Origin of the sequence: Pseudomonas viridiflava (assembly GCF_900602065.1) — a bacterium.
Taxonomy (GTDB): Bacteria; Pseudomonadota; Gammaproteobacteria; order Pseudomonadales; family Pseudomonadaceae; genus Aquipseudomonas.
The window spans coordinates 219611-237328 of sequence record NZ_UWFN01000181.1 but is presented as its reverse complement, the minus strand read 5'-3'; the positions used below and the strand labels follow the sequence as shown (position 1 = coordinate 237328).

General features: G+C 57.9%; 11 protein-coding genes. 1 reads left to right on the top strand and 10 read right to left on the bottom strand.

Annotated features, from left to right (window positions below):
* Positions 1 to 97 precede the first annotated feature (97 nt).
* The 9 genes from gltB to EE949_RS10130 all read right to left on the bottom strand — a co-directional run bounded on the left by gltB (position 98) and on the right by EE949_RS10130 (position 13221).
* A complete protein-coding gene (gltB, locus tag EE949_RS10175; protein ID WP_122664158.1) occupies positions 98 to 4546 on the bottom strand; it encodes a glutamate synthase large subunit in 4449 nt (1482 codons plus the stop codon).
* Positions 4547 to 4902: 356 nt separating this feature from the next.
* Positions 4903 to 6522: an AAA family ATPase gene (locus EE949_RS10165; protein ID WP_122664157.1), complete on the bottom strand. Its 1620-nt coding sequence runs from the start codon at positions 6520 to 6522 to the stop codon at positions 4903 to 4905.
* A 9-nt stretch (positions 6523 to 6531) separates the two neighbouring features.
* Entirely contained in the window at positions 6532 to 7635 is a 1104-nt protein-coding gene (gene aroB, locus EE949_RS10160; RefSeq protein ID WP_122664156.1) for a 3-dehydroquinate synthase, read from the bottom strand.
* 129 nt (positions 7636 to 7764) lie between these two features.
* Positions 7765 to 8283: a shikimate kinase AroK gene (aroK, locus tag EE949_RS10155; RefSeq protein ID WP_122664155.1), complete on the bottom strand. Its 519-nt coding sequence runs from the start codon at positions 8281 to 8283 to the stop codon at positions 7765 to 7767.
* Between the two features lie 4 nt (positions 8284 to 8287).
* Positions 8288 to 10390 (bottom strand): type IV pilus secretin PilQ, encoded by a 2103-nt coding sequence (gene pilQ, locus EE949_RS10150; protein WP_162874640.1) that lies wholly within the window; start codon positions 10388 to 10390, stop codon positions 8288 to 8290.
* A gap of 56 nt (positions 10391 to 10446) precedes the next feature.
* Complete coding sequence (gene pilP / locus EE949_RS10145) at positions 10447 to 10974, bottom strand: type 4a pilus biogenesis lipoprotein PilP (protein ID WP_122664153.1); 528 nt, start codon at positions 10972 to 10974, stop codon at positions 10447 to 10449.
* Positions 10971 to 11594, bottom strand: coding sequence for a type 4a pilus biogenesis protein PilO (gene pilO / locus EE949_RS10140; protein WP_122664152.1), 624 nt, complete (start codon positions 11592 to 11594; stop codon positions 10971 to 10973). The genes pilP and pilO overlap by 4 nt, the downstream gene beginning before the upstream one ends.
* A complete protein-coding gene (locus tag EE949_RS10135; RefSeq protein WP_122664151.1) occupies positions 11591 to 12157 on the bottom strand; it encodes a PilN domain-containing protein in 567 nt (188 codons plus the stop codon). Before EE949_RS10135 ends, pilO begins: the two co-directional genes overlap by 4 nt.
* On the bottom strand, positions 12157 to 13221 hold the full coding sequence (locus EE949_RS10130) for a pilus assembly protein PilM (RefSeq protein ID WP_122664150.1): 1065 nt from the start codon (positions 13219 to 13221) through the stop codon (positions 12157 to 12159). The genes EE949_RS10135 and EE949_RS10130 overlap by 1 nt, the downstream gene beginning before the upstream one ends.
* Before the next feature lie 218 nt (positions 13222 to 13439).
* Between EE949_RS10130 and EE949_RS10125 the strand changes: the two genes are divergently transcribed.
* Entirely contained in the window at positions 13440 to 15899 is a 2460-nt protein-coding gene (locus EE949_RS10125; protein WP_122664149.1) for a penicillin-binding protein 1A, read from the top strand.
* A 280-nt stretch (positions 15900 to 16179) separates the two neighbouring features.
* Here the strand turns inward: EE949_RS10125 and EE949_RS10120 are convergent, their stop codons facing one another.
* Positions 16180 to 17448: a malic enzyme-like NAD(P)-binding protein gene (locus tag EE949_RS10120; protein ID WP_122664148.1), complete on the bottom strand. Its 1269-nt coding sequence runs from the start codon at positions 17446 to 17448 to the stop codon at positions 16180 to 16182.
* Positions 17449 to 17718: the final 270 nt, after the last annotated feature.

Below are 17718 nucleotides of genomic sequence, written 5' to 3'. Positions count from 1 at the left end.
CTTCAAGCGACAAGCTTCAAGCTGCAAGAAATCAAATTCTGTTCAACCCACTTCAGCTGCAAGCTTGTAGCTTCAAGCTTGCAGCTTGTGGCTGCAGTTACTGCGGATTCGCGCGGGTGCTGGAGAGCAAGGACTTCAACGAAGCTGCCTTCGGCTTGACCATCCAGAAGCGGCGCAGGTAGTCGTCCAGGTTTTCCCAGACGTTACGGCCCCACTCGCTGTCGGTTTCCTCGACATACTCAGCCAGTACACGCTCCAGATGGCTGCGATAAGCTTCCATCGCTTCGCCGCTGATCCGCTGGATTTCAACCAGTTCGTGGTTAACCCGGTCAACGAAAGTGTTGTCCAGATCCAGCACGTAGGCGAAACCACCGGTCATCCCGGAGCCGAAGTTATAGCCGGTCTTGCCCAGTACGCAGACGAAACCACCGGTCATGTATTCGCAGCAATGGTCGCCCGTGCCTTCCACGATGGTGTGAGCACCGGAGTTACGCACCGCGAAACGCTCGCCTGCAGTACCGGCTGCGAACAGCTTGCCGCCGGTGGCGCCGTACAGGCAGGTGTTGCCGATGATGGCGCTTTCCTGGGTTTTGAACGGGCTACCTTTTGGCGGAACGATCACCAGCTTGCCAGCGGTCATGCCTTTGCCGACGTAGTCGTTGGCGTCGCCTTCCAGATACATGTTCAAACCACCGGCGTTCCACACACCGAAGCTTTGACCAGCCGTCCCTTTGAAGCGGAAGGTGATCGGTGCCTTGTTCATGCCCTGGTTGCCGTGCAGCTTGGCGATCTCGCCGGAAATCCGTGCGCCGATGGAGCGGTCGCAGTTGCAGATGTCCAGCTCGAACTCACCACCGCTCAGGCTTTCGATGGCCGGTTTGGCCATTTCAACCATGCGCTCGGCCAGCAAGCCTTTGTCGAACGGCGGGTTACGATCTACCAGGCTGAACTGAGGTTTGTCAGCAGGGATGTGGTCGCTGCCCAACAATGGCGTCAGGTCCAGATGCTGCTGCTTGGCGGTTTCGCCCGGCAGGATGTCGAGCAGATCAGTACGACCGATCAGCTCCTCCAGAGAACGAACGCCCAGTTTGGCCAGCCACTCGCGGGTTTCTTCAGCCACGTAGGTGAAGAAGTTGATCACCATGTCGACGGTGCCGATGTAGTGATCCTTGCGCAGCTTGTCATTCTGAGTCGCAACGCCGGTGGCGCAGTTGTTCAGGTGGCAGATACGCAGGTATTTGCAGCCCAGCGCGATCATCGGTGCGGTACCGAAACCGAAGCTTTCGGCGCCGAGAATTGCAGCCTTGATCACGTCCAGACCGGTTTTCAGACCACCATCGGTCTGCACCCGAACCTTGCCGCGCAGGTCGTTGCCGCGCAGGGTCTGGTGGGTCTCCGCCAGGCCGAGTTCCCATGGAGCGCCCGCGTATTTGATCGAAGACAGCGGCGATGCACCGGTGCCGCCGTCATAACCGGAAATGGTGATCAGGTCAGCGTAAGCCTTGGCCACACCGGCAGCAATCGTACCCACGCCCGCCTCGGCAACCAGTTTCACCGAAACCAGCGCCTCCGGATTGACCTGTTTAAGGTCGAAAATCAGCTGCGACAAGTCTTCGATGGAATAGATGTCGTGGTGCGGCGGCGGCGAAATCAGGGTCACGCCCGGCACTGCATAACGCAGCTTGGCGATCAGACCGTTCACTTTACCGCCCGGCAGTTGCCCGCCTTCACCCGGCTTGGCGCCTTGAGCGACCTTGATCTGCAACACGTCGGCATTGACCAGATACTCAGGGGTTACGCCGAAACGGCCAGTAGCGATCTGTTTGATTTTCGAGCTGCGGATAGTGCCGTAGCGCGCAGGGTCTTCACCACCCTCACCGGAGTTGGAGCGTGCGCCCAGACGGTTCATGGCCTCGGCCAGCGCTTCGTGAGCTTCCGGCGACAGTGCGCCCAACGAGATACCCGCCGAGTCAAAGCGCTTGAGGATTTCCGCCAGCGGCTCGACTTCGTCGATGGACATCGGGGTGTCGAGGGTCTTGACCTGGAACAGGTCGCGAATCATCGATACCGGACGCTTGTCCACGAGCGAGGTGTATTCCTTGAACTTGCTGTAGTCGCCCTGCTGTACAGCGGCTTGCAGCATGCTGACCACGTCCGGGTTGTAGGCGTGGTATTCGCCACCGAACACGAACTTGAGCAGGCCACCTTGCTGGATCGGCTTGCGCGGGCTCCAGGCTTCGTTGGAGAGCAACTTCTGCTCGGCTTCGATATCGACGAAGCGCGCACCTTTGATGCGGCTTGGGACACCACGGAAGCTCAGGTCGCAGACCGCTTCGGACAAACCGATGGCCTCGAACAACTGCGCGCCACGGTACGAAGCGATGGTCGAGATACCCATCTTCGAGAGGATCTTGAGCAAACCTTTGGTGATGCCTTTGCGGTAGTTCTTGAACACCTCGTAGAGGTCGCCCAGTACTTCACCGGTGCGGATCAGGTCGCCCAGCACTTCATAAGCGAGGAATGGATACACCGCCGACGCACCGAAGCCGATCAATACCGCGAAGTGATGCGGATCACGAGCGGTGGCGGTTTCAACCAGAATGTTACTGTCGCAACGCAGGCCTTTTTCGGTCAGGCGGTGGTGCACAGCGCCTACAGCCAAAGAGGCGTGAGCAGGCAGCTTGCCCGGAGCGATATGACGGTCAGTCAGCACGATCTGGGTACGACCGGCACGCACGGCTTCTTCAGCCTGATCAGCGATGTTACGCACAGCCGCTTCAAGGCCGATGCTTTCTTCGTAGTTCAGGTCGATGATCTGCCGCTCGAAGCCTGGACGTTCCAGGGTCATCAGCGAGCGCCACTTGGCCGGGGAAATGACCGGCGAGCTGAGGATCACGCGGGAAGCGTGCTCAGGCGACTCCTGGAAAATGTTGCGCTCGGCACCGAGGCAGATTTCCAGCGACATGACGATGGCTTCACGCAGCGGATCGATCGGCGGGTTGGTGACCTGCGCGAACTGCTGACGGAAATAGTCGTAAGGCGAACGCACGCGTTGCGACAGGATCGCCATCGGCGTGTCGTCACCCATGGAGCCAACCGCTTCCTGGCCTTGCTCACCGAGCGGACGCAATACCTGATCGCGCTCTTCGAAGGTGACCTGATACATCTTCATGTATTGCTTGAGCTGGTCGGCATTGTAGAAAGCCGAACCATGGTCGTTGTCTTCGATGGTCGCCTGGATACGCAGGGCGTTCTTGCGCAGCCATTGCTTATACGGGTGACGCGACTTCAGGCGGTTGTCGATGGCGTCGGTGTCGAGGATCTGGCCGGTTTCAGTGTCCACGGCAAAGATCTGGCCCGGGCCTACACGGCCCTTGGCGATCACGTCTTCTGGCTTGTAATCCCACACGCCGATTTCCGACGCCAGGGTGATGTAGCCATTCTTGGTGGTGACCCAGCGCGCCGGACGCAGACCGTTACGGTCAAGCAGGCAGACCGCGTGGCGACCTTCAGTCATCACGACACCAGCCGGACCATCCCACGGCTCCATGTGCATGGAGTTGTACTCATAGAACGCCCGCAGATCGGGATCCATGGTTTCAACGTTCTGCCACGCAGGCGGAATGATCATGCGCACGCCGCGGAACAGGTCGATGCCGCCGGTGACCATCAGTTCCAGCATGTTGTCCATGCTTGAGGAGTCGGAACCCACGCGGTTGACCAGCGGGCCCAGCTCGTCCAGATCCGGAATCAGTTCGTTGGCGAACTTGGTGCGACGGGCCTGCGCCCAGTTGCGGTTACCGGTAATGGTGTTGATCTCGCCGTTATGGGCGAGGAAGCGGAATGGCTGTGCAAGCGGCCATTTCGGCAAGGTATTGGTCGAGAAGCGCTGGTGGAACACGCAAATCGCGGTTTGCAGACGCTCGTCGCTCAGGTCCGGGAAAAATGCCGTCAGGTCGCGCGGCATCATCAGACCTTTGTAGATGATGGTCTTGTGAGAAAAGCTGCAGATGTAGTGATCAGTGTCTTCAGCGTTGGCGACCGACGAACGGCGGCGCGCGCTGAACAGCTTGATTGCGAATTCCTGATCACTCAGGCCTTCACCGCCAATGAACACCTGCTCGATTTTCGGCAGACGCTCCAGCGCCAGACGACCCAGCACGCTGGTGTCGATAGGCACCTGGCGCCAGCCGACGAGTGTCAGGCCAGCGGCAAGGATTTCGCGATTCATGTTCTCGCGGGCGACATCGGCTTTAGCGTCGTCCTGATTGAGGAACACCATGCCCACGGCGTATTGACGCGGCAGCTCGTTACCAAAGTGCTCTTTGGCAACCGCGCGCAGGAACGCGTCCGGTTTTTGAATCAACAGCCCGCAACCGTCACCGGTCTTGCCGTCGGCGTTGATCCCACCACGGTGGGTCATGCAGGTCAGGGCTTGGATAGCCGTCTGCAACAGGTGATGACTGGGCTCGCCCTGCATGTGGGCAATCAGGCCGAAACCACAGTTATCCTTGAATTCATCTGGATGGTACAGACCTGCTTTCATAGACACTTTCTCACCAGGCTGCCTCCATGAGAGGCAAATTTCTTTTCAATTCAACCAGTTACCTCTCGCGCTGAACGTACGCCAGCTTAGCGGGAGCAAAAGGGAGGTCATTGTACACAGCGACACAAAGCCTCACAAATTTAACGACGAACAGTCGTAAATTCGTGTCGCATTTATGAACGTTTATAGCTGGATGCTGTGCTAGCCGAAAGACTTTTTTATCATTCTGACCAGAAGCGTTCTGAATACCGAAGGTGCCTGTGATGCAGACACCACAAGACGCGCTGCCAGTGGCAGCACGCTCAGGAGGTCAATCAGGTTGCTGGGTGAGCGGCCGGGGTAAGGCCGCTGCGACTTCAGCGAGCTGCGCCGAGTTCCTGTTGGATACTGGCGACAGTACGAGGCCAAGGTTTACCAGCCTGAACCTTCGCTGGCAATCCCTTGATAGCTGCAAGGGCAGCTGCGCGATCAGAGAAGTTGCCGTAAGTGATCACATACAGCGGCTTGCCCTGAAGCGTTTTCTTGAAATAACGGTACTCGCCACCTTGCTCTGCGACGAACGCCTGGGCAGTGGTTTCGGAGCTGGTGCCCAGAATCTGCACGACATAACGACCCGGTTGCTGACTGCCGTACCAACTGCTACCGGCTGCAGGTTTGGCAGCGGCGGCGGGTGCTGGCTTGGCGGTTGCGACCTGCGCCGGAGCCTGAGCTGGCGCTGCTGGCTTCGGAGCGGTCGCAGCGGGTGCGGCTGGCTTCGGAGCAGTAGCGGCCGCTGGCGGCGCAATAGAAGAGCGAGGCGTGGAAGGTGCAGCACCGGCCGGCACACCGGCAGGCGGCGCGGTGGTGGTCACGGTTGGCGGCTGATCAACCGAACCAACCGGCACACCATCATCGTCGCCATCACTTGCGCCAGCCGCTTCAGCCAGCGGGCCACGCATAACAGGTTGAGAGTTGCCCACCAGTGGCAACGGCATCGGCTGCGAGTTACCCGCGAACTCGATAGCCGGGCCACCGTTGTTGGACTGCTGGGCGCTTGGCGTGCCCTGCCCCAGAGGCAATTGCGCCTGAGAGTTGGCAGGCTGCGTCGCTGGGGCACCGGAATTGCCGCCGCGGCCAGGAATCAGCACTGCTGCCAACACCCCGACTGCAACCACAGCACCCAGTGCCATTACATATTTCTTCGGCATTTTGAATCCCACACTTGGGCGTTTGACCGCCGAACGGCTGGCGATCATCGCCTCGATCATTGAGTCCCGGGCAACCTGATTGATAGCGCCAGGCCATCCACCGGAATGCTCGTGAATATCGGTTATCTGCTCGGCCGTGAACAATTCGATGCCTTGTCCGGCACCTTCCAGTCGTTGCTCCAGATATTCCCGTGTTTCGTCTTCCGTGTAAGGTGCCAGCTCGATGACGTGATAGCGCTCGCCCTCGGTTTCAGCCTCTGCACACAGCTGATCGAGTCGATCGATCAGCGAGGCTTCACCGAACAGAAACACATGCGGACGGCCTTCAGGACTTCCATCGGCCAGACCAAGCAGTGCTTCGAGTGCAGATTCGCCAAGTTGTTCGGCATCATCGACCAACAAATAGACTTCTTGCCCGGTCAGCGCCAACTGCACGATCTGAGCAAGAATGGCATGCATCTCTGGCTGGGCGACATTCAGCGCCTGGGCAACCTGACGCAGCAGGCCGGACGCATCGCTGGCGCCGCGCGCCGAAATCACTACGCTCTGAACCGATTGCTTGTTGGTGCTGGCAACCAGCGCCTGACGCAACAATGTCTTGCCGCTGCCGTTTGGCCCGGTCACAACCAGCAACAGCTGGCTGTAACGCGCCAGATGATGCAGTTGCCCCAGTACCGGCTTGCGCTGGGCAGGGAAAAATTTGAAGCCAGGTACCCGCGCCGCGAAGGGGTCATGACTCAACTGGTAATGGCCGAGGAAGGCCTCGTCGGCGTGCAAGCTACTCGTCATGGATTTTCATTAACCTCTGAGCTGATCCACGAGGGCGCGGTAATCCGCCGCCAGCGTGGCCTGTAATACTTCTTTTGGATATTCGTCGGTGATCACGGCTTCGCCCATACGGCTAAGCAGGACCAGACGCATACGACCATCCAGGACTTTTTTGTCGACCGCCATGTGCTCAAGGAAATGCTCCGGGGTCATTTCCTGCGGCGGCACCACCGGCAAACCGGCACGCTGCAGCAGGCGGATACCGCGATCGCGTTCCTGTTCGCTGATCCAGCCCAGACGGGAAGACATTTCCAGCGCCATGGCAGTGCCTGCACCCACCGCCTCACCATGCAGCCAGACGCCGTAACCCATATGAGTTTCGATGGCATGCCCGAAGGTGTGGCCGAGGTTCAGCGTGGCACGCACGCCGGTTTCTCGCTCATCAGCACCGACGATCAAGGCCTTGGCAGCACATGAGCGCTCAATGGCGACAGTCAATGCGGCCTGATCCAGCCCGCGCAACCGGTCAACGTTTTCTTCCAGCCAGGTCAGAAACGGTTCATCGCTGATCAGGCCGTACTTGATGACCTCGGCAAGACCTGCCGACAGCTCGCGCTCAGGCAAGGTGTTGAGGCTAGTGGTATCGATCAGCACGACACTCGGCTGATAGAAAGCGCCGACCATGTTCTTGCCCAGCGGATGGTTGATACCGGTCTTGCCGCCCACCGACGAATCGACCTGTGACAGCAAGGTCGTCGGGATCTGAATGAAATTCACCCCACGCTGATAGCACGCAGCAGCAAAGCCGGCCATGTCACCAATGACACCGCCACCGAGGGCAATCACCGTGGTACGACGATCATGACGGGCACCGAGCAGGCCATCAAAAATGGTTTGCAGGGTTTCCCAGTTCTTGAAGGCTTCACCGTCGGGAAGAATGACGGGCAAGACGTTATAGTCGGCCAGCGTGCGGGTCAGTCGCTCAAGGTAAAGCGGTGCGACGGTGGTATTGGAAACAATCGCCACTTGCCGCCCGACGATATGCGGAGCGAGTAAATCCAAACGATCCAGCAAGCCTTCGCCGATGTGAATCGGGTAGCTGCGCTCGCCAAGCTCGACCTTAAGTGTCTGCATGTGTCCCCACGTTGATTACCGTATACGTCGCCGTGAGCGCTTTTGGCACTCACGCAAAATGTGGCTCAAGGCAGTGCCTCGTCCTGTTTTTTTATTGGTCGCCGAGGATAGCGCATTTCTGCCTGGGCTTTAACGGGGAGGAAGCTCCGCCAAACGCGCAAGGATATCAAGAACCACCATTCGTGGCGGCCGCTCATCGGTTTCAACCACCAGATCGGCGATCTCCCGATAAAGCGGGTCGCGCATCTCCAGCAGATCACGCAAAACCCTGGCTGGATCAGCAGTGCGCAACAACGGTCGGTTACGATCACGGGCAGTACGCCCGACTTGCTGCTCTACCGAGGCATGTAGATACACGACACGCCCGCCCTGGTGCAGGGCCTGCCGGTTTTCGCTGCGCATGACCGCACCGCCGCCGGTCGCGAGGACAATGCCGTCCACGCTACACAGCTCAGCGATCATCGCCTGCTCACGGTCTCGGAAGCCCGGCTCGCCTTCCTTGTCGAAAATCCACGGGATATTGGCACCCGTGCGCAGTTCAATTTCCTTGTCGGAATCCTTGAACGGCAGGCGCAGCTCTTTGGCCAGCAAACGGCCGATGGTGCTTTTTCCAGCCCCCATCGGCCCTACAAGTATTAAATTTCGCACAGAATCAACGACTCACAGCAATCGCCTGGTTGTTCATGATACGCGGAGTGAGGAACACCAGCAGCTCGGATTTTGCCTCCGAGACCACATCGCGCCGGAAAAGGCGGCCAACATACGGCACATCGCCAAGAAATGGCACCTTATCGACAACTTTACTTTGCGTATTGGAGAACACACCACCAATTACGATGGTTTCGCCGTCGGCAACCAGCACCTTGGCGTTGACTTCGTTTTTGCGAATAGGCGGCACACCCAGCACGGTATTGAGGTAATCCGGCTCATCCTTGGTGACTTTGACTTCCATGATGATGCGGTTGTCCGGGGTGATCTGCGGAGTCACTTCCAGCGACAGCGAGGCCTCTTTGAAAGACACGGTGGTAGCGCCACTGGAGCTGGATTCCTGATAAGGAATCTCGGTGCCTTTCAGAATCTTCGCGGTTTCCTTGTCCGAGGTCACGACCTTGGGCTGCGAGACGATTTCGCCGTTACCGGTCCTCTCCATGGCGCTGAGTTCAAGGTCAAGCAAAACGTTATCGGTCATGAACGCGATACCGATGCCGGAGGTTGCGTTGGCTGCGCCCAGATCGACGAATGGCACATTGGAAGTCAGCGCATCTCCCGTGTTACCGGCTTCGTCACCATTGTCATCCAGGCCATAACCACTCCACTTGTGGTTGTTGTTGCGGTTGGTGTCGCCCGCCCAGCGCACCCCGAGCGCCTTGTCGTAACCGACGTTGGCCTCAACAATTCGCGCTTCGATCATCACCTGACGCACCGGAATGTCCAGCTGGGAGACGATACGGCGCAGTTCGTCCAGACGGTCCTGAGTCTGGTAGGCAATGATGTTGTTGGTGCGGTCATCCACGGTAATCGAGCCGCGCTCATCGATTTTCGACTCGGCACTGGTCACCGACTGGAACAGCTTGGCGATATCCGCAGCCTTGGCGTAGTTGACCTGTAACAGTTCACGGCGCAGCGGTGCCAACTCGGCAATCTGCTTGAGCGACTCAAGTTCCTGACGCTCGCGAGCCGCGATTTCGTCGGCCGGTGCCACCAGCAGCACGTTACCGATCTTGCGTTTGTCCAGGCCTTTGGTTTTCAGCACCAGGTCCAGCGCCTGATCCCAGGGCACGTTCTGCAGACGCAGCGTGATGCCGCCTTGCACCGTGTCACTGGCCACCAGGTTGAGGCTGGTGAAGTCGGCGATCAGCTGCAGCACCGAACGCACGTCGATGTCCTGAAAGTTCAGCGAGAGCTTTTCACCGGTGTAGACCAGTTTTTCAGCATTGCGACGGTCCAGATCCTCGTTGGTCAACGGACGCACACTGATGGTCAGTTTGCCCTCGGTCTGGTAGGCCGAATAATCATACGGCCCTGAAGGCTCAATGGTGATACTGGCCTTATCGCCGGTAGCACTGGCATTGACGAACTGCACCGGGGTGGCGAAGTCCTTGACGTCCAGGCGCACGCGCAGCTTTTCAGGCAATTGGGTTTTGGCGAAATCAACACGAATTCTGCCGCCCTGCTCCTGAATATCAGGGGCGACGCTGGAGTCGGTCAGATCAATGATCACATTACCTTCACCCAACTCGCCACGCTGGAAATCGACATTCCTGATTGCCTTGCCGACGGGCGCATAGGCCTTGGGCTTCGCCGGGGTTGGTGGTGGCACGGCAACCCGTGCGGCGCCCTGTGCAGTGGTCGGCTGCGAGGCCTGTGCCGCTGCGGCACCCTGGCCAATCACGACAAACAGATTATTACCGTCAACCCGCGAGCTGTAGGGCGCGAGCGCCGTCATGTTGATGATGACCCGCGTGCGATCCTGAGCCTGAACCACCACCACGCTACGGGCGTTACCACTGCCCAACTCACGGCTCTTGGTCGCCAACTGACTGGTAACTCCCGGCAGATCCAGTGCGATCCGGGCTGGCTGCTCGGTGGTGTAGCCTTTGGGCGCTGGCACTGGGGAGTCGAAACTCAGCTTGAGTTCGATCCTGTCTCCGGGCAATGCAGCCACATCCAGCGTTTTAAGAGTGGCGGCCTGGAGCACCGGCGAAATCATCGCAATCCATAGCGATACACCGATAGCCGAAAGAATCCTGGTCATGATCATTTTCCGTCCTGCAAACCCGAGGGTGTTTTGCGTGCTTGGCTGTGCTCGTTTCATGAGCGTTCTTTCAGGGAAATACTGCGCGGCCTTTCCAACCATGCCCCCTCTCCGTCAGGAACAATTTCGACGACATCAACCCGAGACTCATCGACTGAGACAATCCGGCCATTGTTACGCCCCAGATAGTCGCCCACCTTCACCCGATATACGCCTCCAGCGCCTTTAAGCAAGGCAAAGGTCCCGGTGTCATTAGCCATCGTACCGACCATCTCAAAGGTTTCGATATTGAAACCTTCCAGAAACTGCCTCGGCCGGGTCTCATCAGGTGCAACCAATCGCGAGCCTTTCAAGCGATTGACCAGATCAGCCTTTATCGGTGGCTGAAACGGGCTGCGCATATTAGCCGCGTTATAGGTGAACGCTTCATACGGACGAAACTTGGGCAGCGGCTCGATAGTGCCCGTAGGGCGGGCACGCGCCTCATCCATGAAGCTTGTCAGGTCGGCGAACGACGAGTCACCGTTGCAACCGGCCAGGCTGATCAACGCCACACTGGCGCACAACAATCGCGCCCGCTTCATTTCTTGAGCCCCTCATCGTTGTAGCGATAGGTCTTGGCAAGAATGTTCATGCGCAACCTGGAGGGATTGGAAGCGTCCACAGGTTTGATCTCAAAGTCGTGCAGGGTCACGATCCGCGGCAAGCTCGCGACACCACTGACAAAAGTTGCCAGGTCGTGATAAGCGCCTACCACGGTGATCTGAATCGGCAACTCGATGTAAAACTGCTGAGCAGCCTCGGGCAGCAATTTGATTTCTTCGAACTCCAGTCCGCTGCCCAACCCCGTCCGGGTGATGTCCTCAAGCAGGCCAGGCACCTCGGTGTCGCTGGGCAATTGCCTCAGCAAAGCGCCGAAAGTGTTTTCCATCTCCGTCATCTGCACTTTGTAAGGTTGCAGGTTCGCGGCCTGGAAGGCCTTGTTGGTGAACTGCTCCTTGAGCGTGCCCTCATTGGCGCGTGCAGCATCGAGCTGACTCTCAAGATCCTGAATGTAGAAGAAGTAGCCCAGAGCGAGCACCAGCACCATCAACAACATGCCAGCCACGACCTTGACCGCAGCAGGCCATGAGCCAAGGTTGTTGACGTCAAGGTCGCCAAGGTCGATCCGGCGCAGCCCTTCCAGCGACTCAGAAAGATTCATGGCTTGGCTCCATCAATGCCCGGCTGGGTCTGGCGCACTGTCAACTGGAACACGTTGGCCTGGTCCAGCGCGCCAGCGGTGGTTGCCTTGACTTCAGTCAGGCTCGGCGCTTCAAGCCAGTCGGAGGCGTCCAGATTACGCATCAGGTCCGAGACGCGATTATTCGATTCGGCCGCGCCAGTGATACTGATGAGGTTGTCAGCCATCTTCACGTTCGAGAAGTACACCCCGTCCGGCAGAGTACGCGCCATCTGGTCAAACACCCGACCGATGATCGGACGGTTGCCCTGCAGGTCCTGGATAATTTTCATACGCTCCAGCAACTGTTTGCGCCTAGCTCGCAAATCACTGATCTCTCTGATGCGCTCATCGAGCTGGACGACTTCGTTCTGAATGAATGCATTACGCGCCGCCTGATGGGTAATCGCGCTACTCAAATACTGATCGACCATGAACAACGCACCGACCGAAGCGACAAATACGCCAGCCAGAGCAATGAGGAAACGCTTCTTGCGTTCCTCGCGGAGCTGTTCACGCCAGGGGAGAAGGTTAATCCGGGCCATCAGTCGAAGCTCCTCAGGGCCAGACCGCATGCGATCATCAAAGCAGGTGCGTCACTGGCAAGGGCGCCAGCATTGACCTTGGCCCCCAACGCCATGTCCGCAAACGGGTTGGCAACCAGGGTCGGCGTGCCGATGCGCTGCTGAACCAAGTGATCCAGGCCGGAAACCGAGGCGGTGCCACCGGCCAACATGATGTAGTCGACCGAGTTGTATTGCCCTGCGGCGAAGAAAAACTGCAGCGACCGGGCCACTTGTTGCACCACGGCGTCCTTGAACGGCTGCAAGACTTCGGAGATGTAATCATCCGGCAGACCGCCCTGCTTCTTCGCCAGCCCGGCCTCTTCCACTGACAGGCCATAACGGCGCTGAATCTCTTCAGTGAGCTGACGCCCACCGAACAACTGCTCGCGGGTATAAATGATGCGGCCTTTGTGCAACACGCTCAGCGTGGTCATGGTTGCGCCGATGTCGACGATCGCCACGGTCAGTTGATCATGACCATTGCCCAACTGCGCCGCCAACAAACCAAAAGCGCGCTCCAGCGCGTAAGCCTCAACATCGACGACTCGCGCGGTGAGGCCCGCGAGTGCCAGGGCAGCTTCGCGCACCTCGACATTTTCTTTGCGGCAGGCAGCCAGCAGGACTTCGACCCGTTCAGGATTGCGTACCGAATAGCCTTGAACCTCGAAATCGATTGCGACTTCTTCCAGCGGATAAGGAATGTACTGATCGGCCTCGATTTTCAGCTGGTTTTCCATGTCGTCGTCGGACAGGCCAGCATCCATTTCAATCGTCTTGGTGATCACTGCCGAACCCGCCACGGCAACCGCCACAGATTTGACGCCTGTGCGGGCCTTGATCAGTACGCGCGACAGCGCATTGCCGACACCTTCAAGCTCGGCAATATTCTTTTCGACCACGGCATTCGCCGGAAGCGGTTCGACCGCGTAAGACTCGACCTTGTAGCGTGTGCCGGAACGACTCAATTCAAGGAGCTTCACCGATGTAGAGCTAATATCGATCCCTAGAAGGGTGTTGGCCTTCTTACCGAAGAGTTCGAACACAACCTGTTTCCTATGAGTTTCCGTCACTTACGGATTATTTGTTGTCCAACGCCACCGTCGGCATTCTTGACAGTAGCGCAAATAACGCTCGGGGACGAAAAATGCTTATAATGCCCAGCGTTTTTTTCGTTTAACCAAGCTTCAAGGCGTGTCTGTTTGTGTGTGTCCGCGCTTAACTCATTCTTTTTTCTGTTCTTTATTCTGGAAACCTAAAAGCCTTGATACGCCTGCTGAAGTTTTTGTGGTGGTCTCTCGTTGCCGTGTTCTGTGCGCTGTTACTCGGCCTCAGCGGTGCCTTCCTTTACCTGAGTCCGAACCTTCCGTCTGTTGAAGCGTTGCGCAGCATCCAGCTGCAAATTCCTCTGCGCGTTTACAGCAGCGATGGCAAGTTGATCGCGGAGTTTGGCGAAATGCGCCGTACCCCGATCCGCTTTGCCGAGATCCCGCCGAACTTCATCAACGCCTTGCTCTCGGCCGAAGACGACAACTTCGCCAATCACTACGGCGTCGACCCCGGCAGTTTGATGCGTGCAGCTTCGCAACTCGTGAAAAGTGGCCATATCCAGTCGGGTGGCAGCACCATCACCATGCAGGTCGCAAAGAACTATTTTCTGACGAGTGAGCGCAGTTTTTCGCGCAAAACCACCGAGATTCTTCTTGCTCTGCAAATTGAGCGCCAACTGACCAAAGACGAAATTCTTGAGCTGTACGTCAACAAGATCTACCTGGGCAATCGGGCTTACGGGATCGAAGCGGCGGCGCAAGTGTATTACGGCAAATCGATCCGCGACGTAAGTCTTGCGCAAATGGCGATGATTGCCGGCCTGCCCAAAGCACCTTCGCGCTTCAATCCGCTGGCCAATCCAACTCGCGCCAAAGAGCGTCGGGACTGGATTCTGGGCCGCATGTACAAGCTGGGCAAGATTGACCAGAACGCTTATCAGACCGCCCTCACTGAACCGCTTAATGCCAGTTATCACGTACCAACGCCGGAAGTTAACGCGCCTTACATTGCCGAAATGGCCCGCGCGGAAATGGTCGGTCGCTATGGCAGCGACGCCTATACAGAAGGCTTCCGCGTCACTACAACCGTACCGAGCGACCTGCAGGAACACGCCAACACTGCTGTCCAGGAAGGCTTGATCGAATATGACCAGCGCCACGGCTATCGCGGCCCTGAAAGCCGCTTCCCGGGCATGACCCGCGAAGGCTGGGTGCAAGAGCTGACTAAACAACGTCCTATCAGTGGCCTGGAGCCAGCCATCGTCACCCAGGTCGACAAGACCGGTCTGCGCGTCCTCACGCGTACGGGTGAAAAAGAAGAGACTGTTGATTGGGCAAGCATGAAATGGGCACGTCCGTATCTGAATACCAACAGTCTGGGCGCTAACCCAAAACAGCCTGCTGACGTAGCGCATGTCGGCGATCTGGTTCGCCTGCAACGTCAGGAAAATGGCTCTCTCAAGTTCAGTCAGATTCCTGCCGCACAAAGCGCACTGGTTTCCCTTGATCCGCAGAATGGTGCGATTCGCGCGCTGGTCGGTGGCTTCGCCTTCGAGCAGAGCAACTACAACCGCGCCCTGCAAGCCAAGCGTCAGCCAGGTTCGAGCTTCAAGCCGTTCCTGTACAGCGCCGCACTGGACAACGGCTACACCGCGTCGAGCCTGGTGAACGACGCGCCAATCGTGTTCGTTGACGAATACCTCGATAAGGTGTGGCGTCCGAAGAACGACACAAACACCTTCCTCGGCCCGATCCGCCTGCGTGAAGCGCTGTACAAGTCGCGTAACCTGGTGTCTATCCGCCTGCTGCAACAACTGGGCATCGATACGTCAATCGACTACATCACGCGCTTTGGCTTCAACAAGAGCGATCTGCCGCGCAACCTGTCGCTTGCACTGGGCACAGCAACCCTGACGCCGATGGAAATCGTCACAGGCTGGTCGGCGTTCGCCAACGGCGGCTACAAGGTTAATTCTTACCTGATCCAGAACATTGAAAGCCGCGATGGTGTGACCTTGTTCGAGGCCAACCCGCCAAGCGTGCCAGCGGTCGACAACCAGCCTGCTCCACACGCCAACACGGTAGCGGTACCCAATGGCCCGGCGTTGATTACTTCGTCTACAGAGGGCCCGGCGCAACCCGCCGCACCCGTTGACCCTCAAGCGCCAGCCATTGCACCGCGCATTGTGGATGGGCGCACCACGTTCATCCTCAACAGCATGCTGCAGGACGTCATCAAGCGCGGCACCGGTCGCCGCGCCCTGGCAATGAACCGTCCGGACATCGCAGGCAAGACCGGCACAACCAACGAATCCAAAGATGCCTGGTTCACCGGTTACAACGCCGATTACGTGACCACCGTCTGGACAGGCTTCGACCAACCCGAAAGCCTGGGCCGTCATGAATTTGGCGGTACCGTTGCCTTGCCGATCTGGATGAACTACATGAGCGCCGCGCTCAAGGACAAGCCACCGCATCAGCAGGCTGAGCCGGATGGCATCCTGAGCTTGCGTGTTGACCCGATCAGCGGCCGCGCAGCAACGCCGAGTACGCCTAACGCGTTCTTCGAGCTGTTCAAAAGCGAAGACACGCCACCGAGCGTCAACGAACTGGGCGGCCAGGCACCGGGCAGCCCGCTGCCAGCGGATGAGTCAGCGCCGATCGATTTGTTCTAGCCCTGGTGGGAGCGAATTCATTCATAGGCGTCGGCTGTACCGCCGCCTTCGCGGATGAATCCGCTCCCACAAGTCATGTGTCTGGCTAAACTGAGGGTACGACACCTTCCCCCGGTGGGAGCGAATTCATTCGCGAAGAGGCCTTACATTCAATGCATATGCGTTGCCTGTACCGCCGCTTTCGCGGATGAATCCGCTCCCACAGGGAATAGATCGCCAATCCCGACCACAAAAAAACCCTGCATCGCTGCAGGGTTTTTTTGTGTTTCTGAATCAGCGATTAGCCGTTAAAAACGTCATCAACGCTGGTCAGCGGGTAGTGCTTTGGATACGGCAGGGTTGCAACACCGCTCTCGATGGCTGCCTTGGCAACAGCATCAGCGATCAAGCCCAGCAGACGGGAGTCCATTGGTTTCGGGATGATGTACTCACGACCGAATTCCAGCTTGATACCGCCGTAGGCGTCGCACACTTCCTGAGGCACTGGCAGTTTGGCCAGTTCACGCAGGGCATTGGCCGCGGCGATCTTCATTTCTTCGTTGATGCGCTTGGCGCGAACGTCCAGAGCACCACGGAAGATGAACGGGAAGCCCAACACGTTGTTGACCTGGTTCGGGTAGTCGGAACGACCTGTCGCCATGATCACATCGCTACGGGTAGCGTGAGCCAGCTCTGGAGCGATTTCTGGATCAGGGTTCGAGCAAGCGAACACGATCGGATCCTTGGCCATCGACTTCAGACCTTCAGCGCTCAGCAGGTTCGGGCCGGACAAGCCAACGAACACGTCTGCGCCGTCAAGGGCGTCAGCCAGGGTGCGCTTTTCAGTCGCGTGAGCGAACACAGCCTTGTACTGGTTCAGATCGGTACGGCCGGAGTGAATCACGCCGGAACGGTCGATCATGAAGATGTTTTCGATGCGAGCGCCCATGCTCACCAGCAACTTCATGCAGGAGATGGCCGCAGCGCCAGCGCCCAGGCAGACGATCTTGGCGTCAGCGAGGTTTTTGCCGACGATTTCCAAGGCGTTGATCATGCCGGCAGCGGTAACAATCGCAGTGCCGTGCTGGTCATCGTGGAAAACCGGGATGTCGCATTGTTCGATCAGCGCTTTCTCGATCTCAAAGCACTCAGGCGCCTTGATATCTTCGAGGTTGATACCGCCGAAAGTGATAGAGATGCGTTTTACGGTGTCGATGAAAGCCTGTGGGCTTTCCGAATCAACTTCGATATCGAATACGTCGATACCGGCGAAACGCTTGAACAGAACGCCCTTGCCTTCCATCACTGGCTTGGAAGCCAATGGACCCAGATCACCCAGGCCAAGGATTGCGGTGCCATCGGAAATAACTGCTACCAGGTTACCTTTGCCGGTGTACTTGTAGGCCAGCTCAGGGTCACGGGCGATTTCACGCACAGGCTCCGCGACACCAGGGCTGTAAGCCAGGGCCAGGTCGCGAGCGGTTGCGGTGGGCTTGGTGAGTTCTACGCTCAGTTTCCCTGGACGAGGATTGGCGTGATATTCAAGCGCGGCAGTTTTCAAATCAGACATGTGGGCATTCCGCTTTTTTTACTGTGGGACAGACGGACCGCCGAGGATACGCAAGATGCAAAGTCCTAACAAGACTGGCCAGTCACAACTGTCAATAGGCGAGGACTAAGACTTTACGCTTAGAGGCGAGGAGCTTGAAGCGCTAGCACACCGCCTTGCCAACAATCTGGCGGGCATCCAACAACATGTAACTGACTGATCGGGAATGTTTTTTCTGTAGGAGCGCGCTTGCCCGCGATAGCAGTGGTTCAGTCGAAAAATTATCGCCTG